This is a genomic window from Enterobacter sp. B79-1 (assembly GCF_057444735.1).
This window is the reverse complement of record NZ_JBYAZJ010000001.1, coordinates 281401-304583: the sequence shown is the minus strand read 5'-3', so window position 1 is coordinate 304583 and position 23183 is coordinate 281401. Positions and strand designations below refer to the sequence as shown.

The 23183-nt window shown below is 52.8% G+C and carries 26 protein-coding genes and 1 pseudogene; 14 read left to right on the top strand and 13 right to left on the bottom strand.

Going from position 1 to position 23183, the window contains the following annotated elements; translation table 11 throughout:
- Window positions 1-75 precede the first annotated feature (75 nt).
- Both AC2T6E_RS01535 and AC2T6E_RS01530 read right to left on the bottom strand, forming a co-directional pair.
- Window positions 76-831: an alpha/beta fold hydrolase gene (locus tag AC2T6E_RS01535; RefSeq protein WP_126816254.1), complete on the bottom strand. Its 756-nt coding sequence runs from the start codon at window positions 829-831 to the stop codon at window positions 76-78.
- A gap of 86 nt (window positions 832-917) precedes the next feature.
- Window positions 918-1091 (bottom strand): GhoT/OrtT family toxin, encoded by a 174-nt coding sequence (locus AC2T6E_RS01530; protein WP_042716204.1) that lies wholly within the window; start codon window positions 1089-1091, stop codon window positions 918-920.
- 244 nt (window positions 1092-1335) lie between these two features.
- Here AC2T6E_RS01530 and AC2T6E_RS01525 point away from each other — a divergent pair, with 244 nt between their 5' ends.
- Genes AC2T6E_RS01525 through AC2T6E_RS01515 form a run of 3 tightly spaced genes read left to right on the top strand, consistent with a single transcriptional unit; the run spans window position 1336 to window position 2230 of the window.
- Entirely contained in the window at window positions 1336-1662 is a 327-nt protein-coding gene (locus tag AC2T6E_RS01525) for a TehB family protein (protein WP_108417515.1), read from the top strand.
- Between the two features lie 27 nt (window positions 1663-1689).
- Window positions 1690-2043 carry a TehB family protein gene (locus AC2T6E_RS01520; RefSeq protein WP_108417365.1) on the top strand — a complete coding sequence of 118 codons (354 nt, stop codon included), beginning with the start codon at window positions 1690-1692 and terminating at the stop codon, window positions 2041-2043.
- Between the two features lie 4 nt (window positions 2044-2047).
- The gene (locus AC2T6E_RS01515; RefSeq protein WP_010431529.1) at window positions 2048-2230 is read left to right on the top strand and encodes a DUF1869 domain-containing protein; all 183 of its coding nucleotides are present in this window, start codon (window positions 2048-2050) and stop codon (window positions 2228-2230) included.
- A 38-nt stretch (window positions 2231-2268) separates the two neighbouring features.
- Here the strand turns inward: AC2T6E_RS01515 and patD are convergent, their stop codons facing one another.
- The 7 genes from patD to ymcF all read right to left on the bottom strand — a co-directional run bounded on the left by patD (window position 2269) and on the right by ymcF (window position 9589).
- Entirely contained in the window at window positions 2269-3693 is a 1425-nt protein-coding gene (gene patD, locus AC2T6E_RS01510) for an aminobutyraldehyde dehydrogenase (RefSeq protein WP_182400671.1), read from the bottom strand.
- Between the two features lie 24 nt (window positions 3694-3717).
- Window positions 3718-4524, bottom strand: a complete 807-nt coding sequence (locus tag AC2T6E_RS01505; protein WP_486690294.1) for an ABC transporter permease — start codon at window positions 4522-4524, stop codon at window positions 3718-3720.
- Entirely contained in the window at window positions 4514-5452 is a 939-nt protein-coding gene (locus AC2T6E_RS01500) for an ABC transporter permease (protein ID WP_374040842.1), read from the bottom strand. The genes AC2T6E_RS01505 and AC2T6E_RS01500 overlap by 11 nt, the downstream gene beginning before the upstream one ends.
- Before the next feature lie 7 nt (window positions 5453-5459).
- Window positions 5460-6473, bottom strand: a complete 1014-nt coding sequence (locus AC2T6E_RS01495; RefSeq protein WP_211445498.1) for an ABC transporter ATP-binding protein — start codon at window positions 6471-6473, stop codon at window positions 5460-5462.
- Between the two features lie 17 nt (window positions 6474-6490).
- The gene (gene ydcS, locus AC2T6E_RS01490) at window positions 6491-7636 is read right to left on the bottom strand and encodes a putative ABC transporter substrate-binding protein YdcS (RefSeq protein ID WP_447853564.1); all 1146 of its coding nucleotides are present in this window, start codon (window positions 7634-7636) and stop codon (window positions 6491-6493) included.
- A 272-nt stretch (window positions 7637-7908) separates the two neighbouring features.
- On the bottom strand, window positions 7909-9318 hold the full coding sequence (locus AC2T6E_RS01485; RefSeq protein ID WP_486690290.1) for an aminotransferase-like domain-containing protein: 1410 nt from the start codon (window positions 9316-9318) through the stop codon (window positions 7909-7911).
- 82 nt (window positions 9319-9400) lie between these two features.
- On the bottom strand, window positions 9401-9589 hold the full coding sequence (ymcF, locus tag AC2T6E_RS01480; protein ID WP_052302284.1) for a cold shock small protein YmcF: 189 nt from the start codon (window positions 9587-9589) through the stop codon (window positions 9401-9403).
- A gap of 458 nt (window positions 9590-10047) precedes the next feature.
- Here ymcF and AC2T6E_RS01475 point away from each other — a divergent pair, with 458 nt between their 5' ends.
- The 6 genes from AC2T6E_RS01475 (at window position 10048) to hslJ (ending at window position 14135) form a co-directional block, all read left to right on the top strand.
- On the top strand, window positions 10048-10416 hold the full coding sequence (locus AC2T6E_RS01475) for a hypothetical protein (protein WP_337255969.1): 369 nt from the start codon (window positions 10048-10050) through the stop codon (window positions 10414-10416).
- On the top strand, window positions 10416-10913 hold the full coding sequence (locus AC2T6E_RS01470; protein ID WP_214593926.1) for a YqhG/Tai3 family protein: 498 nt from the start codon (window positions 10416-10418) through the stop codon (window positions 10911-10913). The genes AC2T6E_RS01475 and AC2T6E_RS01470 overlap by 1 nt, the downstream gene beginning before the upstream one ends.
- A gap of 118 nt (window positions 10914-11031) precedes the next feature.
- Window positions 11032-12432, top strand: coding sequence for a cytochrome ubiquinol oxidase subunit I (locus AC2T6E_RS01465; RefSeq protein ID WP_337255968.1), 1401 nt, complete (start codon window positions 11032-11034; stop codon window positions 12430-12432).
- Window positions 12432-13442: a cytochrome d ubiquinol oxidase subunit II gene (cydB, locus tag AC2T6E_RS01460; protein WP_337255967.1), complete on the top strand. Its 1011-nt coding sequence runs from the start codon at window positions 12432-12434 to the stop codon at window positions 13440-13442. Before AC2T6E_RS01465 ends, cydB begins: the two co-directional genes overlap by 1 nt.
- Window positions 13442-13570 carry a DUF2474 domain-containing protein gene (locus tag AC2T6E_RS01455; protein ID WP_337255966.1) on the top strand — a complete coding sequence of 43 codons (129 nt, stop codon included), beginning with the start codon at window positions 13442-13444 and terminating at the stop codon, window positions 13568-13570. Before cydB ends, AC2T6E_RS01455 begins: the two co-directional genes overlap by 1 nt.
- A gap of 127 nt (window positions 13571-13697) precedes the next feature.
- Window positions 13698-14135 (top strand): heat shock protein HslJ, encoded by a 438-nt coding sequence (gene hslJ, locus AC2T6E_RS01450; protein ID WP_486690286.1) that lies wholly within the window; start codon window positions 13698-13700, stop codon window positions 14133-14135.
- Here the strand turns inward: hslJ and AC2T6E_RS01445 are convergent, their stop codons facing one another.
- A complete protein-coding gene (locus AC2T6E_RS01445; protein ID WP_174339628.1) occupies window positions 14136-14402 on the bottom strand; it encodes a putative hemolysin in 267 nt (88 codons plus the stop codon).
- Window positions 14403-14672: 270 nt separating this feature from the next.
- Here AC2T6E_RS01445 and nifJ point away from each other — a divergent pair, with 270 nt between their 5' ends.
- Together nifJ and ompC are read left to right on the top strand one after the other, a co-directional pair.
- Window positions 14673-18197: a pyruvate:ferredoxin (flavodoxin) oxidoreductase gene (gene nifJ / locus AC2T6E_RS01440; protein WP_126816247.1), complete on the top strand. Its 3525-nt coding sequence runs from the start codon at window positions 14673-14675 to the stop codon at window positions 18195-18197.
- A 389-nt stretch (window positions 18198-18586) separates the two neighbouring features.
- Window positions 18587-19696: a porin OmpC gene (ompC, locus tag AC2T6E_RS01435; protein WP_148400778.1), complete on the top strand. Its 1110-nt coding sequence runs from the start codon at window positions 18587-18589 to the stop codon at window positions 19694-19696.
- A 39-nt stretch (window positions 19697-19735) separates the two neighbouring features.
- On the opposite strand, the gene AC2T6E_RS01430 is transcribed toward ompC, so the two are convergent.
- Window positions 19736-19933 carry a hypothetical protein gene (locus AC2T6E_RS01430; RefSeq protein WP_010431559.1) on the bottom strand — a complete coding sequence of 66 codons (198 nt, stop codon included), beginning with the start codon at window positions 19931-19933 and terminating at the stop codon, window positions 19736-19738.
- A 75-nt stretch (window positions 19934-20008) separates the two neighbouring features.
- Window positions 20009-20344, bottom strand: coding sequence for a DUF1294 domain-containing protein (locus AC2T6E_RS01425; RefSeq protein ID WP_120158355.1), 336 nt, complete (start codon window positions 20342-20344; stop codon window positions 20009-20011).
- 277 nt (window positions 20345-20621) lie between these two features.
- Between AC2T6E_RS01425 and AC2T6E_RS01420 the strand changes: the two genes are divergently transcribed.
- From AC2T6E_RS01420 to AC2T6E_RS01410, 3 genes and pseudogenes are all read left to right on the top strand, one after another.
- Window positions 20622-21470 carry a glycosyltransferase family 17 protein gene (locus tag AC2T6E_RS01420; RefSeq protein WP_174339633.1) on the top strand — a complete coding sequence of 283 codons (849 nt, stop codon included), beginning with the start codon at window positions 20622-20624 and terminating at the stop codon, window positions 21468-21470.
- 142 nt (window positions 21471-21612) lie between these two features.
- Window positions 21613-21714 (top strand): annotated as a pseudogene (locus AC2T6E_RS01415) (site-specific integrase); the annotation flags it as partial.
- Window positions 21715-22018: 304 nt separating this feature from the next.
- On the top strand, window positions 22019-22693 hold the full coding sequence (locus AC2T6E_RS01410) for an SOS response-associated peptidase (protein ID WP_316466227.1): 675 nt from the start codon (window positions 22019-22021) through the stop codon (window positions 22691-22693).
- A gap of 51 nt (window positions 22694-22744) precedes the next feature.
- Here AC2T6E_RS01410 and cspF read toward each other — a convergent pair whose 3' ends face one another.
- A complete protein-coding gene (cspF, locus tag AC2T6E_RS01405) occupies window positions 22745-22957 on the bottom strand; it encodes a cold shock-like protein CspF (RefSeq protein ID WP_108417351.1) in 213 nt (70 codons plus the stop codon).
- Window positions 22958-23183 lie beyond the last annotated feature (226 nt).

Here is a 23183-nt window from a genome sequence, read left to right as displayed (position 1 = left end):
CTTTTCTTGCCGGGTGGCGCTGCGCTTACCCGGCCTACATCCTGATATTTTGGCCCGCAGCAGTGCGGGCCATTATCACACCACTATACACCCGGCTAGCGTCTGCGCCAGCGCAGAGGGATTTTCCCACGACATTGAGTGCCCCGCCGCAGGGATGATTTTCACCTCAACGCCCTTCTGCTTCAGATTTTCCTCGTCGTCATCAGGCAGCGACTGCTCGCCGAAAATCAACGTAACCGGGCAGGCAAGCGACAGGAATTGTGTTGCCCAGTCAGGTTCAACACCTTGCACGAGACTCGACGCGCCCCGCCAGACGGCATAAGGAGCATTGCTTTTCAGGCAACCCGCCCACGCCGTCGTTTCCGCGCTCAGCATCACGTCATAACCTTGCGTCAGAAAGTGTTGCTCGGTTTGTGCGGCAATTGACCGGCTGAACATTCCCCCACCCGCATGAAAATTGGGTTCTGAGACCATCAGTCCCTTCACGCGCGTTGCCAGCAGCCCCGCCGCTTCAATAGCAATGCTGCCGCCCATGCTGTGGCCGTATAACCAGAAGGCATCCAGTTTAAGGTGATCAATCAGTTCCGCCACAACGTACGCCTGGTCGGTAGTTTTATAGCTGTAGTGCTCAGGCTTATCGCTGTAGCCGCTGCCGGGCAAATCGATGAGAATCGCTCTGCGCGCGCCAAACAGCGGGTCATAAACGACACGGGGATATTCATAGGAAGAGGCGCAGCCCAGCCCGTGAATGAACACCACGGGATCGCCGGTACCGGGCAAGTCATGCCAGCGCACGGTGCAACCGGCCTGCTGCGAGTAAAAACTGTTCATAAGCACTCCTTTTACGATGCACTGTGTATTTATACAGTTATCGTATCTGGAATGCCATGTTCATCGTTTAAAAATGGAAGCGTGCTTCAGAAAAGCGAGATCAGAAGCGCAACGGGAAAGCTCATTGGCCACGTTGAGCCCACCAGAAAAGCGCTGAGCAGGCGGATACGTTTGCGGTCTTTGGAGAGGAACCAGGTAATTAATGCGCAGAGGGAAGCCATGATTGCGTAAAAAACCAACATCTTTTGATACAACGTCATTCTGTATTCCAGAGCCGAAAAAATAACCGCACGCAATATGCGTCATATGTTGATACAGATCAAGTTTTTTCGTTACAGAATAACCACTTAAAATTTATGGATAATAACAACTGAGTATCTTGCGTAACAAACAGGGAGAGCAGGCAATACTCCTTATCTATAACACGCATCTTAAATGCACTTTTTGACAAATCCTCTGTTTTTGAAAGGCGTCTAATAAAGGCAGACATTCATGGGAGGCAAAATGCTACGCATTCCGCAGAGTTGTATTCATACCCGTTCCACTCCTTTCTGGAATCGAGACACCGCCCCTGCCGGGATCTTTCAGCGTCATCTCGACACGGGTACCCGTCCGGGCGTTTATCCGCGCCTTTCCGTTATGCAAGGCGCCGTACGCTACTTAGGCTACGCCGATGAACTGACGCCCGAGCCTGACAGCACATTGATTATCAAGGCCGGGCACTTCGGTGTTTTTCCGCCGGAGAAATGGCATCACATCGAGGTCATGTCCGATGACACGCTGTTCAACATCGATTTTTTCGTCGAACCCGAGGTACTGAGGTCGCTTTAAGTGGCTTTTAGTTAATAGGAAATCATTATGCTACGTATTCCTGAGAATTTTGTGCATACCCGCTCCACGCCCTTCTGGGATAAAGACACCGCGCCAAAAGCCCTTTTCACCCATCATAATACGAAAGCCAGCGTCTACGGCCGTTTGTCCGTGATGCAGGGCGCGGTGCGCTATTTTGGCTTCCCGGATGCAGACGCAACAGAACCGGATTTGGAACAGGTGATCGAGGCTGGTTCGTTTGGCATCTCACCGCCGGAAAAATGGCATCGCATTGAGCTGTTGACCGACGATACCTATTTCAATATCGACTTTTTTGCCGATCCTGACGTTACGCTTCAGGGCGCAGGTATCGGGAAAGTTGTTAATACATATAAGGAGTAACGTCGTGAGTAAAGCAACGTACACCGTGACCGTGACCAACAACAGCAACGGCGTCTCGGTGGATTATGAAACTGACGCACCAATGGAGTTGCTTATCCCCGACGTCGCCGCAGACGTGGTGAAAGATTTGGTGAATACCGTCCGCGCTTACGATACGGAAAATGAGCACGAGGTATGTGGCTGGTAAATAAAACGCCCGGCGATACTGGCCGCCGGGCATGGTTTTTAGTGTTTTATCATCACATGCCGGACAACCGTATAATCCTCAAGCCCGTAGACCGACATATCTTTGCCGTAGCCGGATAATTTCATGCCGCCGTGCGGCATTTCACTCACCAGCATAAAATGGGTATTCACCCAGGTGCAGCCATACTGCAGGCGCGCGCTCAGGCGATGGGCGCGGCCCACGTCTTTGGTCCAGACCGACGACGCCAGGCCATATTGCGAATCGTTGGCCCAGGCAAGTACCTGCGCTTCGTCGTCAAATTCCGTCACGCTGACCACCGGACCAAACACCTCGCGTTGAACAATTGCATCTTCTTGCTTCGCCCCGGCCAGCAGGGTTGGCTGGAAGTAGTAGCCCGCCCCGTCGTGTTTACTCCCGCCGGTCACCACGCGGATATGGCTCAGCGCTTTTGCCTCGTCAACCGCGTTGCACACGCGTGACAGGTGTGCGGCAGAGCTGAGCGGGCCAAGTTCTGTCGACTCGTCCTCCGGCGCCCCCATTTTCAGGCTGGCGACGGCGGCCCCAAGCTTCTCAACCAGCGCGGCGTAAATGCCCTTCTGAGCATAGATACGGCAGGCGGCGGTGCAATCTTGTCCGGCGTTGTAGAAACCGAACGTGCGCACGCCTTCCACCACGGCGTCCAGATCGGCATCGTCAAAAACAATCACCGGTGCTTTACCGCCCAGCTCCATATGGGTGCGCTTAATTGAGGAAGCCGTATGGCTGATAATATGCTCTCCCGTGGCAATCGACCCGGTGAGTGAGACCATGCGAACTTTTTCATGCCCGGTGAGCGGGTCGCCGACGGTTTTACCGCGCCCAAAGAGAACGTTAAGTACGCCTGCCGGGAAGATGTCTCTGGCCAGCTCGGCCAACTTTAAGGCCGTCAACGGGGTGATTTCAGAAGGTTTAATCACCACGCAGTTGCCTGCCGCCAGCGCGGGGGCCAGCTTCCAGGCAGCCATCATCAGCGGGTAGTTCCACGGCGCAATGGACGCGACGACGCCGACCGGATCGCGGCGGATCATTGATGTATGCCCTTCAAGATACTCGCCGGCGGCCAGTCCATTCAGGCAGCGCGCCGCGCCCGCAAAGAAGCGAAACACATCGACCACCGCCGGGATTTCGTCCCCCAGCGCGCAGTGCAGAGGCTTTCCACAATTTAGGGATTCGAGCCGGGCGAACGCTTCAGCATGCGCTTCAATGGCATCAGCCAGCTTCAGCAAACACTCGGCGCGGGTTTTAGGCGTCGTTTGCCCCCACTCCGTAAACGCGCGATCCGCAGCCTGAACGGCCGCATCGACCTGCGCCGCTGACGCTTCAGCAATATCCAGCAGTACGTCGCCGGTGGCAGGGTTGTAGACCGGCTGCGTTTCCCCTTCACCGGCCACCAGTTCACCATTAATCAGCAGTAGTTTTTGCATAGCATTGTCCTGTTGAAATCAATGTTATTTCCCGCTTTCGGCACCGTTTTCGCCGTCGCGGGTTAGCCACCAGGCTCCCAGAATGGGGATGGTTGTGACCAGCATCACCAGCAGTGCAACAACGTTGGTGACCGGTACGTCACGCGGACGACCGAGCTGGTTGAGCAACCACAGCGGTAACGTGCGCTCGTGTCCCGCCGTAAATGTCGTCACGATAATTTCGTCAAACGACAGCGCAAACGCCAGCATCCCTCCGGCCAGCAGCGCCGAGCCCAGGTTAGGCAGCACCACATAGCGAAAGGTTTGCCAGCCGTCTGCACCTAAATCCATCGACGCTTCCACCAGACTCCAGGACGTGCGCCGGAACCGGGCAATCACGTTGTTGAAAACCACCACCACGCAGAAGGTGGCGTGTCCTACAACGATGGTGAAAAATCCCGGCTCAAGGTTGATGGTTTTGAATGCCGTCAGCAGCGCCAGGCCGGTGATAATCCCCGGCAGGGCAATCGGCAACAGCAGCAGCAGAGAGATCGCGTTTTTACCAAAGAACTCGCTGCGCCACAGTGCCGCTGCAGCAAGCGTGCCAAGCACGAGGGCAATGCCGGTTGATAAGCTGGCAATTTTAAGTGACAACGTCACTGATTCAAGAATATCCCCACGCCCTGCCGCCACGCTGAACCACATGAGCGTTAGCCCCTGCGGCGGGAAGCTGAAAGCCGCGTCCTCGGTGTTGAACGCATAGATCGCGATAATCAGCAGCGGGAAGTGGAGGAAGATGACCCCGCCCCACGCGGCCACTTTCAGGAACAACGGTGCGCGATCAGAGTGCATCGAATGCTCCCAGGCGTTTCACGAACGCCAGATAAAGCGAGATCAGCACAATCGGAACTAGCGTGAATGCGGCAGCCATGGGCATATTCCCAATGGCCCCCTGCTGGGCGTAGACCATGTTTCCGATGAAATATCCCGGCGGCCCCACCAGCTGCGGCACGATAAAATCCCCGAGCGTCAGCGAGAAGGTAAATATTGATCCTGCCGCAATCCCCGGAATAGCCAGCGGCAGAACCACGTAGCGGAAGGTTTGGCGCGGACGCGCGCCCAGATCGGCAGACGCCTGTAGCAGAGAAGCGGGTAACCTCTCCAGCGCCGCCTGCACGGGTAGGATCATAAACGGCAGCCAGATATAGACGAAGACCAGAAAGCGGCCCAGCCCTGATGTCGACAATGTGTTACCGCCAATCGCCGGAAGCGTAAGCAGAGAAATCAGGAGCGGCTCAAGCCCCAAATGGCTGAGAAACCACTGTGCCACCCCATCTTTCGCCAGCAGCAGCGTCCAGGCGTAAGCCTTAACGATATAACTCGCCCACATGGGTAGCATCACCGCGATGTAGAAAAAGGCTTTCCACTTACCGCGGGTATAACGCGCCATATACCACGCCATCGGAAACGCGAGGATCGCGCTGGCGACAGTGACCGCAAGAGCCATCACCAGCGTGCGCAAGATGATGTCGTAGTTCGCCGGGTTGAAAAGTGCCTGAATGTTCGCAAAGGTGAGATCGGGCGTCACCGACATGGTGAAGTCGTCGAACGTATAGAAACCCTGCCACAGCAGCGTCAGAAGCGAACCCAAATAGACGATGCCAAACCACATCAGCGGCGCGAGAAGGAGCAGGAACAGGCCAAGCGACGGTTTGCGCCAGAACAAGGCGGTAATACGGCTTAACCTACCGTGCGGCGCGGGCGTGGGTGAAACGCTCATGTCCATTTCACCTCTCCTCATGAAGCAACACCATGGCCTCGCGTGACCACGAGGCCAGCACCTGCTGTCCGGGCGCAATCCCTGCCGGGAGCGCGCCTCCGGTAAGGTTTGCCTGGCTGACCAGCAGTTTCGCACCGTCAGCCAGACGCAGCTCGAAGCGCGTGGCCGCGCCCTGATACTGTACCGCCTGTACCACGCCCTGCACCTGAACGTCACCGCCCTCATTGAGACGAATATGTTCCGGGCGCAGCGAATACATCCCCTCCATCCCACAGACCTGACGGGCCAATGCGGTATCAAAAACGTTAGAGGTGCCAACAAAACTGGCGACAAACGGCGTGCGAGGACGCATGTAAAGTTCGCGCGGGGTCTCAACCTGCTCGATACGCCCGTTGTTGAAGACGGCCACCCGATCCGACATGGACAGGGCTTCTCCCTGATCGTGGGTGACGAAAATAAAGGTAATGCCCAGCTCCTGCTGAAGCTTTTTCAGCTCGAACTGCATTTGTTCGCGCAGTTTAAGATCGAGCGCGCCTAGCGGTTCGTCCAGCAGCAGCACGCGGGGTTCGTTCACCAGCGCGCGGGCAATCGCCACGCGCTGACGCTGGCCACCGGAGAGCTGTGAAGGCTTACGCGCGACGGCAAAACTCAGGCCGACCTTCTCCAGCGCCTGACCGGCCAGCACGTAGCGTTTTTTCTTGTCGACACCTTTAACCATCAGCCCGTACGCTACGTTATCGAGGATCGACATGTGCGGAAACAGCGCGTAGTCCTGAAATACGGTGTTGACGTCGCGCTCCCAGGGAGGCAATTCGCTGGCTTCTTTACCGAAGATTTTTATCGCGCCGCCGCTCAGCTGTTCAAAACCGGCAATCAGGCGCAGGCAGGTCGTTTTGCCGGAGCCCGAAGGCCCCAGCATGGAGAAAAACTCCCCGTCACGAATGCCAATAGTCACCCCATCCACCGCTCGTACGTCGCCGTACAGACGGGAAACGTCATTAAACTCTACTGCGTACGTCATGTTCTGCTCCCGGACGTTCAACGACCGCCCATGATGGCAATGTAATCCTGCGTCCAGCGGCTGTAAGGGACATATTTACCCCCTTCCGCGATCGGCGTTTTCCAGAACATGATTTTTTCGAACTCGTTATAACCGTTGGTTTCGCAGCCTTTATCACCCAGCAGCGCGCTGGCTTTACAGCCTTCCTCGACCACCGGCAGCGAGCCAAACCAGGCCGCCAGATCGCCCTGCACTTTTGGCGTCAGCGACCAGTTCATCCATTTGTAGGCGCACATTGGGTGTTTTGCCTGCGCGTGCAGCATGGTGGTGTCCGCCCAGCCGGTCACCCCTTCTTTCGGGAAGACGGTGGCAACGGGCTGGTTCTCTGCCTTCAGGGCATTCGCCTGATACGGCCAGGCGCTGGAGGCCACCACGCCTTCATTTTTAAAGTCGCTCATCTGGACGGTAGTGTCATGCCAGTAGCGGTGGATAAGCGCGTGCTGATCGCGCAGCACCTTGAGCACGGCGGCGTACTGTTCTTCGGTGAGCTGGTACGGGTCTTTAATACCTAATTGCGGTTGAGTGGCTTTGACGAACAGCGCGGCATCGGCGATATAAATCGGGCCGTCGTACGCCTGCACGCGTCCCTGGTTGGTTTTACCGTCAGGCAAATTCTGTTTGGTGAATACCACGCTCCAGCTGTCCGGCGGCGTCGGGAAAGTTTTGGTGTTGTACATCAGCAGGTTTGGCCCCCACTGATACGGCGTGCCGTAGACTTTGCCGTCAACGTTAAACCATTCCCCTTTCACAATCCGTGCGTCGAGGGTTTTCCAGTTGGGGATGAGATCGGGGTTAATCGGCTGAACGCGTTTCCCCATGATCAGGCGCAGCGAGGCGTCACCGGAGGCCGTGACCAGGTCATATCCCCCTTTCGCCATCAGGCTGACCATCTCGTCGGATGTGGCCGCCGTTTTGACGTTGACGGTACACCCGGTCTCTTTTTCAAACTGGGTCACCCAGTCATAATTTTTATCCGTCTGACCGCGTTCGATGTACCCCGGCCAGGCAATAATATCCAGTCGTCCTTCCCCGTTACCGATGGCCTTCGGCGGTTCGGCGGCTTGCGCGGTCATGATTGTCATGCCAAGCGCATACAGGCTGCTGCGGGCAAAATTTTTGCTCATTAGATTTACTCCAGTCGCAATGAAATTTAGCGGCAGCCTTGCCGTAAAAATATCTCCTTAATTAAACGTAGACCGCGCAAATGCGCCGCACCTTTCGGCTAAAGGAAATTTCATCAAGGTGTGACCGAGGGCGCATTCCCCGTTAACTGGATTATAGACAAGGAGTTAGCAGAGGAAGGGAGTATGCAGATTTCCTATGATACGGCGCTGAGGGATATTCGCAGCGCCGTCATAAAGATAAGGAAGGATTATTTAAAAGCCGACTACGCGATTTATTCCAGCATCTCGCTAATTAATTTTCCCAACTGAATAACAGCCTGTTCTTCCCGTTCTCCCCACGCCCAGGAGGTATTAAACCGGAAAAACGGTGTCCAGCTGTCTGACGTTGAAAACATCTTACCTGGCGCGATGCTGATGTGGTGCACTAACGCTTTCTCGCTCAGCAGCCCGGCATCCAACTGCGCCGGAAGCTCCAGCCATAAAAAATAGCCGCTGTCGTTGTGATGGATTTTGACGCCAGCAGGCATATGGCGCAAAAGCGACTGCCACCCCTGCTGCTTGCGCTCGGCCAGCGTGCGTCGCAGACGGCGAAGATGGGCGTCATACCGTTTTGTCGCCAGATAATCCACCAGCGCCAGCTGCATGGGTGAGCTGGTTGATAAGGTGCTCATGAGCTGCAGCTGCTGAATGCGGCGCGCATGCTTTCCCGCCGCGACCCATCCGATGCGAAAACCGGCCACCAGACATTTTGAAAATGAGGAGCAGTGCAGCGTCATGTCCTGCCTGTCCCATGCCTTGGCCGGAAGCGGTTTTTCACGGCCAAAATAGAGTTCGCTGTAGACGTCGTCCTCAATCAGAGTGACGTTATGCTTCGTTAGCAGCGCCACCAGCTGCGCCTTTTTCTCCGCGCTCAGCGTGAAGCCAAGCGGGTTTTGACTGTTGGTCATTAGCCAGCAGGCTTTTACCGGATAATCATTCAGGGCCTGTTCAAGGGCATTCAGGTCGATCCCCTCGCGCACGTCGGTCGCTATCGACAGGGCCTTCAGCTTCAGGCGTTCAAGCGCCTGGAGAGCACCATAAAAACAGGGATTTTCAACGATCACCCAGTCACCGGGTTCGGTGACGGCCTGCAGGCTAAGGTTCAGCGCCTCAAGCGCGCCTGCGGTAATGACAATCTCTTCAGGTGAGATGTTCATCCCCTGCTGCGCGTAGCGGCGGGCAATGGCGTGGCGTAGATCGACGTTACCCGGCGGCAGGTTTTCAATCACGCTCATCGCGGTGGCGGTTTTACTGACGTTCGCCAGCGAGCGGTTAAGCTGCTGAAGCGGAAAGATGCGCGGATCGGGAAATGCGGAAGCAAACGGGACGACGGAGGGATCGCGGCTGGCCTGCAGCACGTCGAAGATATAGGTATTGATGTCGACCACTTCATCGCGCATCACCTGAGCCGGAGGAGCTGGCTGTTGCGCAGTCGGGCGCGAGGCAACGTAATAGCCCGATTGCGGTCTGGCGACAATGCGCCCCTGGCTTTCCAGCATCTGATACGCGTGGCCCACGGTCATGAAACTCATGCCGCTGCTCGCCACCTGCTCTCGCAGCGAAGGCAGCTTATCGCCCGGCAGCCATACGCCAAGCTCAATCTGCGAGATAATTTGTTGCGCCAGACGCTGGTATTTTTTCATCAGATTCTCCTTATTGCCGACAGTGTATATCAGCAGGAGAAAAAGAGAAGATTTTGCTAACTGTTATGGAAAGCGTTGTTAATTACTTGCGGTACTCAGTGATATGGCTCTGGGCAGAACGTGCTGCGGCCAGGTGATCGAGCGTAACCATCGACGATTTGCAAAAAATGCATTTCGCGCCGTGAGGATTTTTCTCAGACACATCAAAAACTGAAGTACGGTACTGCGAGCCATGACAGCATGGGCAGCGAAAATGGATATAAGAAGTCATAGGATTCTCCTGTAAACGTAAAAACGTAAATTACTCATGAGCCGATCAGGCAATAATGGTTTTAAACAAAACTAATCGGAAAGTAGATAAAGACCCAAGAGAGGCTGCGGAGAGGCACAACGTGATGAGAACTGCTTTATAAAACTACGTCAGATATTTATTTGGACTCAAAACCAGAAGACCATTAACGCACGACGCAGACGACAAGGCAAGCGGTTTAATGCGTAAAATTCATAAAAAAATGGTTTTTATTCCGTCTTTGCACATTACGGATTCAAATATTGGTGTGGGCACCTCCTACACGCCACAGCATAACCCTATGAAATATAGATATTTTATATAACATCTTTTGCCTACCTCTCTCCCAAGCCTGGGCGTATTAAAAATAGGGTAAAGAACCTGATAGGTATCCTCCTCACGTAGGAATTTCGTTCTAACTTTGCATAAAGGAACTAAGAATGAGTTGGAATAAAGACGTTGCTCTCTCACATCTTCGGTCACGCGCTCTCGGCCGCTCGCATCACGAATGTGCGACATTTACGCGGGAAGCTATAGAAGCTGGCGGTATACAGCTGGAGAGAACACGAAACGCAAAAGACTATGGACCCTCTTTACTTCGCGCGGGATTTCGTGAAGTTCCCTCGGGTTCTGTGTTGCGAAGTGGTGATGTCGCAGTGATCCAGCCTTACCCGGGAGGAAGCGCCAGCGGCCACATGACTATGTATGATGGAACACAATGGATTTCCGATTTCCGCCAGAGCAGTATGTATCCGGGGCCGGGTTATCGTGCTTCTCACCCGGCTTACAAAATCTACAGGATGAACTGATGCGAATCGCAATTGTATTATGCGCATGCTGGCTTTCTGCTTGCTCTGTTAAGCACGATAGTGGCGTGACGACCCGGGTGCGTTCATTCTATTCACTCTATCTCATGTCTTTGACCAGTAGCGAAAGAGAATTCTCGAATGCTGATCTGCGGGAGTATGTCTCTGCCGATACGCTCTCGAGAATTGAGCAAATAGAATCAATACCCGAGCAAGATTTGCTGGAGTCTGATTACTTCACTTACGCACAAGATTATGATCCAGCATGGGTACCGGCGCTAACCGTCGGCCCCGCTACGACTTTCATGGGGGGTGAAGTTTTGCCCGTGTGGATTGGCGTAGAAAATGGAGGAAAAATAGAACTTGAGGTATTCGCCCGCCGGGAATCGGGCACATGGAAAATATACAGAGTCCGTGAGGTCACCGATAACTACGAGCATCCGATATTTAATGCCGGAGCAATTGCCCGGGCGAGGTTGGCTGCTGAAAGTGGGCTTTAAGCACATCAGGTTTTACGCAGGGCAAACTGTTATGGGTAATTAAGCCAGGTCTGTTTCTGCAACCCAGCGCTGGCGCGGCTTAGAATGGCATCGACATAATTACATCGCGGAGTTTTGCATGTTTGGTTTGGATGCTTTTCACCTTGCGCGGATACAGTTTGCCTTTACTGTATCCTTTCACATTATTTTCCCGGCCATCACCATCGGCCTGGCAAGCTATCTTGCTGTACTCGAAGGGCTGTGGCTCAAAACAAAAAATCCCGTCTGGCGCTCGCTGTACCATTTCTGGTCGAAGATCTTCGCCGTTAACTTTGGTATGGGTGTGGTCTCCGGGCTGGTCATGGCCTACCAGTTTGGCACTAACTGGAGTGGATTTTCACAGTTTGCGGGCAGTATTACCGGCCCGCTGCTGACCTATGAAGTGCTCACCGCTTTCTTCCTTGAGGCCGGTTTCCTTGGCGTGATGCTGTTTGGCTGGAACAAAGTCGGTCCGGGTCTGCACTTCTTTGCAACCTGTATGGTGGCGCTGGGGACGATTATATCGACCTTCTGGATCCTCTCCTCCAACAGCTGGATGCAGACCCCGCAAGGCTATGAGATCGTCAACGGTCAGGTCGTACCGGTAGACTGGTTTGCCGTGGTATTTAACCCCTCTTTCCCGTACCGCCTGCTGCATATGTCGATAGCCGCCTTCCTCAGTAGCGCGCTGTTTGTTGGTGCATCTGCCGCCTGGCACCTGCTGCGCGGTAACAGGACGCCTGCCATTCGCGCCATGTTCTCCATGGGATTATGGATGACCCTGATTGTGGCCCCCATACAGGCGATGGTGGGTGATATGCACGGGCTGAACACCTTAAAGTACCAGCCCGCCAAAATTGCCGCCATTGAAGGCCACTGGGAAAACCCGCCGGGTGAACCGACGCCGCTGCTGCTGTTCGGCTGGCCGGACATGGAGCAGGAGCGCACCCGCTTTGGACTGGCGATCCCGGCGCTGGGCAGCCTGATCCTGACCCACAGTCTGGAAAAACAGGTTCCCGCGCTCATGGAGTTTCCGAAAGAAGACCGGCCAAACGCCACCATCGTCTTCTGGTCGTTCCGCATCATGGCAGGCCTGGGCATGTTGATGTTGCTGCTGGGGGTTGCGGCGGTCTGGCTGCGCTACAAAAAACGGCTGTATACCTCTCGTCCCTTCCTGTGGTTTGCCCTGCTTATGGGGCCATCCGGATTGATTGCCATCCTTGCCGGATGGGTTACCACGGAAGTGGGCCGCCAGCCGTGGGTGGTCTATGGACTGCAGCGCACGAAAGATGCGGTTTCCGCGCACGGAGATCTGCATATGAGCGTCAGCCTGCTGGCCTTCTTCGTGGTTTATACCTCGGTGTTTGGCGTGGGTTATAGCTATATGGTACGCCTGATCAAAAAAGGCCCTCAGCCTCATGAGTCGTTTGCCACTGAAGCTGATGGTCGCCCTGCTCGCCCCCTATCTGCCGTTATCACTGAACGTAAGGAGAAACCATAATGGGAATCGATCTCTCCCTTATCTGGTTTGTGATCATCGTATTCGCCACGTTAATGTACATCGTGATGGATGGATTTGATCTGGGAATTGGCATCCTGTTTCCCGCGACGCAAAACGGCGACGATCGCGATGTGATGGTCAACAGTGTTGCGCCGGTGTGGGACGGGAACGAAACCTGGCTGGTGCTTGGCGGTGCGGCCTTGTTTGGTGCCTTCCCGTTGGCTTACGCGGTCATCATCGACGCGCTGACCATTCCGCTGACATTAATGCTGATCGGACTTATTTTCCGGGGCGTGGCGTTTGAGTTTCGCTTCAAAGCCACACCGGCACACCGTCCGTTCTGGGATAAAGCCTTTATTGGCGGCTCGATACTGGCGACGTTCACCCAGGGCGTGACGGTCGGCGCGGTGATTAACGGTTTCTCCGTTACCGGACGCGCGTACAGCGGCGGACCTTTTGACTGGTTCACTGCCTTTAACCTGTTCTGTGGCGCAGGTCTGGTCATCGCCTATGCCCTGTTAGGCTCAACATGGCTGGTGATGAAAAGCGAAAATACCCTGCAACAGCGGATGCGTGAGGTTTCAAAAACGCTGTTAATCGTCCTTCTGCTATTCATTGCGGCAATCAGTATCTGGACGCCTTTGGCGCAACCGGCTATCGCCGCGCGCTGGTTTACGCTGCCGAATCTGTTTTATCTGCTGCCCGTCCCGGTGCTGGTGGCGATCCTGAGCCTGTGGCAGTGGCGAAGCCTGAAGGATCCTGATAGCCATAATCTGCCGTTTGTGCTGACGCTGGGGTTGATTTTCCTCGGATTTAGCGGTCTTGGGATCAGCATCTGGCCGCACATCATCCCGCCGTCTATTACCTTATGGCAGGCCGCTGCACCACCGCAGAGTCAGGGCTTTATGTTAGTGGGCGCACTATTGATCATTCCCATCATTCTGGTCTACACCTTCTGGAGCTACTACGTATTTCGCGGAAAAGTTCAGCATGGGGAGGGTTATCACTGATGCAACAACCTGTCTGGAAACGTCTGATGTGGCTGGCCATCATCTGGGGCGCTAGCGTCCTGGCGCTGGCCGCCGTAAGTATGTTCTTCCGAATGCTGATGACGGCGGCGGGATTTAAATCTCACTAACACCTTGTGCCGGGCACCGCGCTGTTGCCCGGTCTCTTCTCGCACTTTCAGATAAACCCCATTAACTCGCGCGGGCGTATGGTTACACTTGGAATAGATTCACAGCATTGATATTTAGAGAAGAAAAATGAAAAAGCTCGTTGCAGTAACTTTTCTGAGCCTGGCCCTGGCGGGCTGCGTTAACCCGGGTAAAGCGTCCGTTCAGCCGGAGCAGCTTCAAAACCACCGTTTTGTGCTGGAAAACGTCGATGGTAAAGCCATCACCAAAACGGCAACGCAGCCTGAAATAAGCTTTAGCGCGCTGTCAGATATCAGCCTGATTAAAAACATCAATGTCTCAGGCGTGATGTGTAACAGCTATAACGGACAGGGGAAATTGTCCGAAGGCGCGCTCACCGTCAAAACGCTGGCGATGAACCGGAAACTGTGCACTGACCCACAGCTTAACGAACTGGATCAGGCCATCGGCGACATGCTGCGCAAGGGCGCACAGGTCGACCTGACTGAAGACCAGTTAACGCTGGCGACAGCCGAAAAAACGCTGATGTTTAAACGCGTTGAGTAATCAGTAGTTACCGCAAGATCCCGCGGCAAGCGACTGTTCACTGCAGCGCTTGCCATTTGGCAACGCGCACATACCAATCGCAGACCCATCGAGCTGGCGAGCAACCGATAACGAACCCCCAATCATCGCGCAGTTGGCCTGGCCGGAACTTGACATCGCAGCCCTCATACCTGGCGTAACGTGCGCCGCCGTTGCCTGCTGAACAGGTTCACTACTACATGCCGACAACAATAACGCGGCACACCCTACCCAAAACGCTGAACGCATGTTCTCTCCCCCATGAATAATGACAAACCTATGCATAATAGGCACGCGGCGCCGCATCGTCGAGAGTGGATGTGCGTATTTATGCGCTCCGGAAACAATTTCTCGCAATTTTTCCGGCAAAAGTTTGATCTACTCATTGATGCCGGGAATATCGAGGACACAAAAGCGAAAATCGCAAAACCTGAGCTTTGCTAAAATAAAAGAATAATTATCAGGGCTTGTTGCCGTTATACAGGCCCCTCTTTTTGCGCAATGTAAGGGTGTCGTCTTATGCAAACTATTGACGGTAATGGTGCAGTCGCGTCAGTTGCGTTCCGTACCAGCGAAGTTATCGCCATCTACCCGATTACGCCAAGTTCCACGATGGCTGAACAGGCGGATGCCTGGGCCGGAAACGGAGTAAAAAACGTCTGGGGGGATGTCCCACGCGTGGTTGAAATGCAGTCCGAAGCGGGCGCGATTGCCGCGGTGCACGGTGCGCTTCAGACAGGCGCCTTGTCCACGTCGTTTACCTCCTCTCAGGGATTGCTGCTGATGATCCCGACGTTATACAAATTAGCCGGACAGTTGACGCCATTTGTGCTGCATGTTGCCGCACGTACGGTCGCGACTCACGCCCTCTCCATCTTTGGCGATCACTCAGACGTGATGGCGGTCCGTCAGACGGGCTGCGCCATGCTGTGCGCCAGCAGTGTCCAGGAGGCACAGGACTTCGCGCTGATTTCACATATCGCGACGCTGAAAAGCCGCGTGCCGTTCATTCATTTCTTTGATGGATTCCGCACATCTCACGAAATCAACAAAATCGTTCCGCTGGCTGACGATACGATCCTCAATCTTCTGCCACAGGCTGAGATCGATGCGCACCGTGCTCGCGCCCTCAATCCGGAACATCCTGTGATTCGCGGAACCTCTGCAAACCCGGATACCTATTTCCAGTCTCGCGAAGCGACCAATCCATGGTACGACGCGGTTTACGACCATGTTGAACAGGCGATGAATGCGTTCGCCACCGCCACCGGACGGGAGTACAAACCGTTCGAATATTATGGCCATCCGCAGGCGGAACGCATAATTGTACTGATGGGCTCAGCCATCGGCACCTGTGAAGAAGTGGTGGATGAACTGCTGACGCGCGGCGAAAAGGTCGGCGTGCTGAAAGTGCGGCTTTATCGTCCGTTCTCAGCTAAACATTTGCTCTCAGCGCTTCCAGAAAGCGCGCGATCCGTTGCCGTTCTTGACCGTACCAAAGAACCGGGTGCGCACGCGGAACCGCTCTATCTGGACGTGATGACGGCCCTGGCGGAAGCGTTTAATAGCGGCGAACGCGAAATGCTGCCGCGCGTTATTGGCGGGCGCTATGGCTTGTCATCCAAAGAGTTTGGCCCGGACTGCGTGCTGGCAATCTTTAACGAGCTGAATGCAGCGAAGCCAAAACCGCGCTTTACGGTCGGCATTTATGATGATGTGACTAACCTGTCCCTGTCGTTGCCGGAAAACACCCTGCCCTCGACCGCCAAACTCGAGGCGCTGTTCTATGGTCTGGGCAGCGACGGTAGTGTCTCAGCAACCAAAAACAACATCAAAATCATCGGCAATTCGACGCCGTGGTATGCCCAGGGCTATTTCGTCTATGACTCCAAAAAAGCAGGCGGGCTGACCGTTTCCCACCTGCGCGTCAGCGAACACCCTATTCGCTCGGCTTACCTTATTTCTCAGGCAGATTTTGTAGGCTGCCACCAGCTGCAGTTTATCGACAAATACCAGATGGCGGAGCGCCTGAAACCTGGCGGTATTTTCCTGATTAACACTCCGTACAGCGTTGATGAAGTCTGGGCGCGGCTGCCGCAGGAAGTGCAGGCGGTGCTGAACCAGAAAAAAGCCCGCCTCTTTGTGATTAACGCCGCCAAAATTGCCCGCGAATGTGGCCTGGCGGCACGTATCAACACCGTGATGCAGATGGCCTTCTTCCATCTGACCAACATCCTGCCGGGCGACAGTGCGCTAATGGAGCTGCAGGGTGCGATAGCCAAAAGCTACAGCAGTAAAGGCCAGGAGCTCGTCGAGCGCAACTGGCAGGCGCTGGCGCTGGCTCGCGAATCGCTGTTTGAGGTACCGCTGCAGCAGGTGAACGGAGCCAGCCCGAACCGTCCTCCGGTGGTGTCCGACGCGGCGCCGGATTTCGTGAAAACCGTAACGGCGGCGATGCTGGCCGGTCTGGGCGACGCCCTGCCCGTCTCGGCGCTGCCGCCGGACGGCACCTGGCCAATGGGCACCACCCGTTGGGAAAAACGCAACATCGCCGAAGCGATCCCGATCTGGAAAGAAGAGCTGTGTACGCAGTGCAACCACTGCGTGGCAGCCTGCCCGCACTCGGCCATCCGTGCCAAGGTGGTTTCACCTGAAGAGATGGAAACCGCACCGGCCAGCCTGCACTCGCTGGATGTGAAATCCCGCGACATGCGCGGACAGAAATACGTTCTGCAGGTCGCCCCTGAAGACTGTACCGGCTGTAACCTGTGCGTCGAAGTGTGCCCGGCGAAAGATCGTCAAAATCCGGACATCAAAGCCATCAATATGATGTCGCGTCTGGAACATGTTGAAGAGGAGAAAGTGAATTATGACTTCTTCCTGAACCTGCCGGAAATCGATCGCAGCAAGCTGGAACGTATTGATATTCGCACCTCACAGCTGATTACTCCGCTGTTCGAATACTCGGGTGCCTGCTCTGGCTGCGGAGAAACACCGTATATCAAACTGCTTACGCAGCTTTACGGCGACAGAATGCTGATCGCTAATGCCACCGGCTGTTCGTCTATTTACGGTGGTAACCTCCCTTCCACACCGTACACTACCGACGCTAACGGTCGCGGCCCGGCATGGGCAAACTCGCTGTTTGAAGATAACGCCGAGTTTGGTCTTGGCTTCCGTCTGACCGTCGACCAGCACCGCGCGCGCGTGATGCGTTTGCTGGAGCAGTTTGCCGATAAAATCCCTGCAGAACTGAATCATGCACTTCACTCGGAAGCCACGCCGGACGTGCGGCGCGAGCAGGTGGCTGAACTGCGCAACGCGCTGCAGGGCGTTGAGGGTGCGGAACAATTGTTGACGGATGCTGATGCGCTGGTTGAGAAATCTATCTGGCTGATCGGCGGCGACGGCTGGGCCTACGACATTGGCTTCGGCGGGCTTGACCATGTTCTGAGTCTGACCGAAAACGTTAATATTCTGGTGCTGGATACGCAGTGTTATTCCAACACGGGCGGTCAGGCGTCTAAAGCGACACCGTTAGGCGCCGTCACCAAATTTGGTGAGCACGGTAAACGCAAAGCGCGTAAAGATCTCGGCGTCAGCATGATGATGTACGGCCACGTTTATGTCGCGCAGATTTCACTGGGTGCGCAGCTTAATCAGACCGTGAAAGCGATTCAGGAAGCGGAAGCCTACCCTGGCCCATCGCTGATCATTGCCTACAGCCCTTGCGAGGAGCACGGCTACGATCTGGCTCTCAGCCACGATCAGATGCGTCAGCTCACAGCAACCGGCTTCTGGCCGCTGTACCGGTTCGACCCACGCCGTGCGGATGAAGGCAAACTGCCGCTGGCGCTGGATTCACGTCCGCCATCTGACGCTCTTGCCGAGACGCTTATGCAGGAGCAGCGCTTCCGCCGCCTCAACGCGCAACAGCCTGAAGTGGCAGAACAGCTCTGGAAAGATGCCGCCGCGGATCTGCAAAAACGCTATGACTTCCTGGCACAGATGGCCGGGAAAGCGGATAAATCGACCAGCGAATAACTCTACCTGCCCGGCTCGTCCGGGCATTTATTTGTCATAAAAAAAGCCCGATGTATTCACACCGGGCTAATCCAGAGAATCAGAGAAGACTATTTAGTTAACTAAATAATATTCACATCAATTATGGATGAAGAAATCTTAAAGGCATATAACGACGGCGATCTTACCTTTTCTCCCGCGCAATTAATAATTTTAGTTTTGTATATTTCTGGTTAATACATTCATGAAATCTATCAAGATTTCAACGGTATTATTTAGTTGAGCATTTACTTAAAATGTAACAAATATAATTACGACTCCGCATTGGGAGTGATTTAGCATGAGACATCTTTCCTGTGTGGAAAGTTCATCTGGTAATTAAATAAAAATGATTGCAAAGGAATATCACTATGCAAAGAAAAGTACTGGCCCTCATGATTCCTGCGCTGTTAATGGCAGGCGCAGCACATGCAGCAGAAATTTATAATAAAGACGGCAACAAATTAGATCTGTACGGAAAAGTAGATGGTCTCCACTACTTCTCTGACGATGCGTCAAAAGATGGCGATCAAACCTATATGCGTCTGGGCTTCAAAGGCGAAACCCAAATCAACAACCTGATGACCGGCTACGCGCAGTGGGAATACAACGTTCAGGCTAACAACACCGAAGGGTCTGATAACCAGTCCTGGACGCGTCTGGCGTTCGCGGGTGTGAAAGTGGGTGATTACGGTTCATTTGATTATGGCCGTAACTACGGTGTGCTGTACGACGTGGAAGGCTGGACAGATATGCTGCCAGAATTCGGTGGCGACTCATACACCTACGCCGATAACTTTATGACCGGCCGTGCAAACGGCGTGGCAACCTACCGTAATACCGACTTTTACGGCCTGGTGCAGGGTCTGAACTTTGCGCTGCAATACCAGGGCAAAAACGAATCCGGCAATAACAATCAGGAAGGGACCAACAACGGTCGTGATACGCGCCATGAGAACGGCGACGGTTTCGGTATTTCTACCACCTATGATTTCGGCATGGGCATCAGTGCAGGCGCGGCTTACGCCTCTTCTGACCGTACCAACGATCAGGTGACACGTACAACCGCAGGCGGCGATAAAGCAGATGCATGGACTGCTGGCCTGAAATACGATGCCAACAATATCTACCTGGCGGCAATGTATTCCGAAACCCGCAATATGACACCATACGGTGATAACGAAGGTAATGTGGCTAACAAAACGCAGAACTTTGAAGTCACCGCGCAATATCAGTTCGACTTTGGTCTGCGTCCGGCGATTTCTTACCTGCAGTCCAAAGGTAAAGATCTGGGCAACGGTCAGGGCGATCAGGACCTGGTTAAATATGCTGACGTAGGTGCCACCTACTATTTCAACAAAAACATGTCCACCTATGTTGATTATAAAATCAACCTGCTGGACGAAGACGACAGCTTCTACAAAAATAACGGCATCAGCACTGACGATGTTGTTGCATTAGGCCTGGTTTACCAGTTCTGATCCTACGAGCCCGCAGCTTTCTGCGGGCTCAAAACATCGCTATAAGCCTTTTCTGACCAGCTCAGCGGCTTTGACGAACACCTCGTCTTCAACGCCATCTCCCTTCTGTCTGCCGAGTCTGACCAGTTCGTCAACGATACTTTCACGGTTTATCGGCTTCTGCGCTGAAACCAGCCCAATTACGGCGGCCCCAATCGCCAGCCCAACCAATCCTGTTTGTTCTTCTTTGTTCTTCATGATCGCGCTCCCTTGTACAACAGAAAAGCGTAGCAGAAATACAGTAAAAAGCGTGTTTGTTACGCCAACCGCCGCTCATAACGCAGAGAAGTGATAAACCGCCGCCATCGCTGCGATGCTCAGGATGACACTTAGCATAAAGTAGGTTTTAAAGGGCTGCTTTTGCGTTTTATGGCGAAACAGTTGTTGACCCAGAATGGCGCCAGGCCAACCGCCTGTCACCCCAAACGCCAGCAAAGTGGCTTCCGGGACTCTGCGCATGCCCTTTCGCGCCGCCATTTTATCCGCGCCATATATCGCCATCGTCAGCACATTGATGAGCACGAACCACATGACAAGAGGATTCGAAGTAAAAAAGCTGCCAGTCGCAGCGGAAAACAGAAGCAGATAACAAAAACGATTGAGCGTCATAGCAGTGACCACGGAAATGTTGAGCGTATTCAGATGCCGCATTATACGCGATAACGTGAATGTATCAGGTTGATGCTATGTCAATTTCTGCCAACATTCCAACCCCCACCATCAAATTGATTTTCTTAACTATTTTTGTAAAATGCATATATCCTGAGAGACGAGTTATCTCCATCTGTTTAGTTTTGTTGTCCTCTAAGGTAGCATTACACAAAGAAGAACGTGAAAAATGCTGGATAAATGCACCAACCTGGCGAAAAGATAAAGGAATTCCAAAATGATTTATGATTGTTTTTTATACTACGATGAAGATATGCTGCTTGAACTTCGCCTCAATACGTTAAACGAAGTCATTGATAAGTTTGTGATTGTAGAATCAACTCACTCATTTACTGGAATTCCGAAGCCTCTCAATTTTAATATCGACAAATTCCCTGAATTTAAAGATAAAATCATTTACGTTGTTTACGATTCACTTCCTAAGCTGAAAAATGGCGTCGAAGGGGAATATGATGCCTGGGCTAACGAAGCAGCGACCAGAAACGCAACAATGCGCGGACTTCGTGATGCTAAGGACGACGATATTATTATCATCTCCGATGTCGATGAGATCTTCACCCCTGAAGCCATTAAGCAAATTAACCCGAAGAAATTATGTACGACCTTTCACATGAATTTCTTCAACTATCAATTTAACCTGCAAGTCTTTAATAAAGATGGCTCTCCGCGCCTGTGCACACTTCCGCGCGCGACAACGTTACGTAATCTTAGAGACCGTTTTGGCGGAAACGCGTTTGACTTTAGAAACGTTAAGTCCACTAAAATTTATAAAGACTTTTTGTCAAGACTGACATTCAAATATAGAAACAAGATTGTAAAAAATGCGGGTTGGCACTTCTCATGGGTTATGTCGCCTGAACGCATCTCAAAGAAGATGTCTACGATCTCTCATACTGAACACGATACGCCAGAATTCAATAATCCTGAACACATCATGAAAGTGATTACGAATGCTGAGGACATCTGGGGTCGAGACAGAAAATTAGTCAAGCAGGATCTTAAAAACCCTGAGTTTCCGGCTTACTTAGTCGATAATAAAGAGAAGTTTAAAGAGTTTATTATTTAATCAGCGGTTTTGACCAGATAATACCGGGTGCTTTTACTGTTTCTGTCCTACTATAAAGCACTCTTTTTTTTCCCATAATCACAGGAATCGGTCTCCCTCTCTCTGTAGCCATCCCGGGAAGCCTACTACTCTTTATCAATCCAACACCGCTCTAAAACATGCTGGTATTCGCCGCCGGAATCCGTAACATACGCGGCATACTTTTGCCCGCTGGCTTTTATCTGCCAGCGCTAACCCGTCTTTCGACCCTGCTGGCTCCGAAGGTAGTAATAAATGCAACAAAATCAAGAAATTAACAAAAAAGAACAATACAACCTGAATAAGCTACGCTGATTTTCCCAACTCATTGATATCATTTATTTTCTCTACTTATTCAATTAGTTATAGCATAATAACTTCTCCCTAAAGCTACCCAGACCTACATTTTCAGTGCCCTTTTTTTGCCCCTATTCCGCATTTTTGCCCCTAAATTTGCCCCTAACTTTTCTCAGTACGTACCTCTTTTTCTCTCTGCCCTATACTTTCAGTCTGACTGACTGGAGGTTTCTATGTGTGGACGTTTTGCACAAGCACAAACCCGTGAAGAATATCTGGCTTACCTGGCCGATGAAGCCGATCGCGACATCGCGTACGACCCTGAACCAATCGGACGTTACAACGTGGCACCCGGCACAAAGGTGTTGCTGCTGAGCGAACGCGACGAGCAATTGCACCTCGATCCTGTGTTGTGGGGTTACGCGCCAGGATGGTGGGATAAAGCACCTTTGACAAACGCGCGCATCGAAACTGCGGCCACGAGCCGGATGTTCAAGCCGTTATGGCAGCATGGCCGGGCGATCTGCTTTGCCGACGGATGGTTTGAATGGAAGAAGGAAGGTGACAAGAAACAGCCCTACTTTATTCACCGTTCCGATGGCCAGCCCATATTCATGGCGGCGATCGGAAGCACGCCATTTGAGCGCGGCGATGAAGCAGAAGGTTTTCTGATTGTGACGTCTGCAGCTGATAAAGGTCTGGTCGATATTCACGATCGGCGGCCGCTTGTTCTGTCACCTGAAGCGGCTCGGGAATGGATGCAACAAGAAATAGGTGGGAAAGAAGCTGAAGAGATCGCAGCCGACGGCACTGTGCCAGCTGAGATGTTTATCTGGCATGCGGTGGCCCGTGATGTTGGAAATGTAAAAAATCAGGGGAGAAAATTGATAGAACAAACAGATATATAATCTGCCGTACTTTTGATGCGCACTTTATATTTGGCTCAATATTATCTTACTTTAAGAAACAAATATATTTGCAGCCATCGGGCCACTAAGTCCATTTATACGATAAAATTCAACACGAACACCTGGCTTTAACGTTTGGCTTTCACTATTACTTAATGCAGAAACATGCAAAAAAACATCTTTTCTGCCATCTGATGGGATAATCAATCCCTTTCCGCTCTTGAAGTCAAAACTTTTGACAATTCCTGTCATTTTACGCGACAAATATTTTCCTAATGGTAATCCAGATTTGACTATACAGGATTAGTTAATAATAGCTAACCTTATTTCAACGGACCTCTAGAAGGCTAAAATAAAATTTGCTTAATCATTCAACACGTGCCTTAATGGTTTGGCTGATTCGTTGCGATGATGAATCTAACTTTTCCAAAAGCCGTTCTCATAACTAGGTGTTATCTCTGATATCCCTCCTCTTGAGTCCATACATATA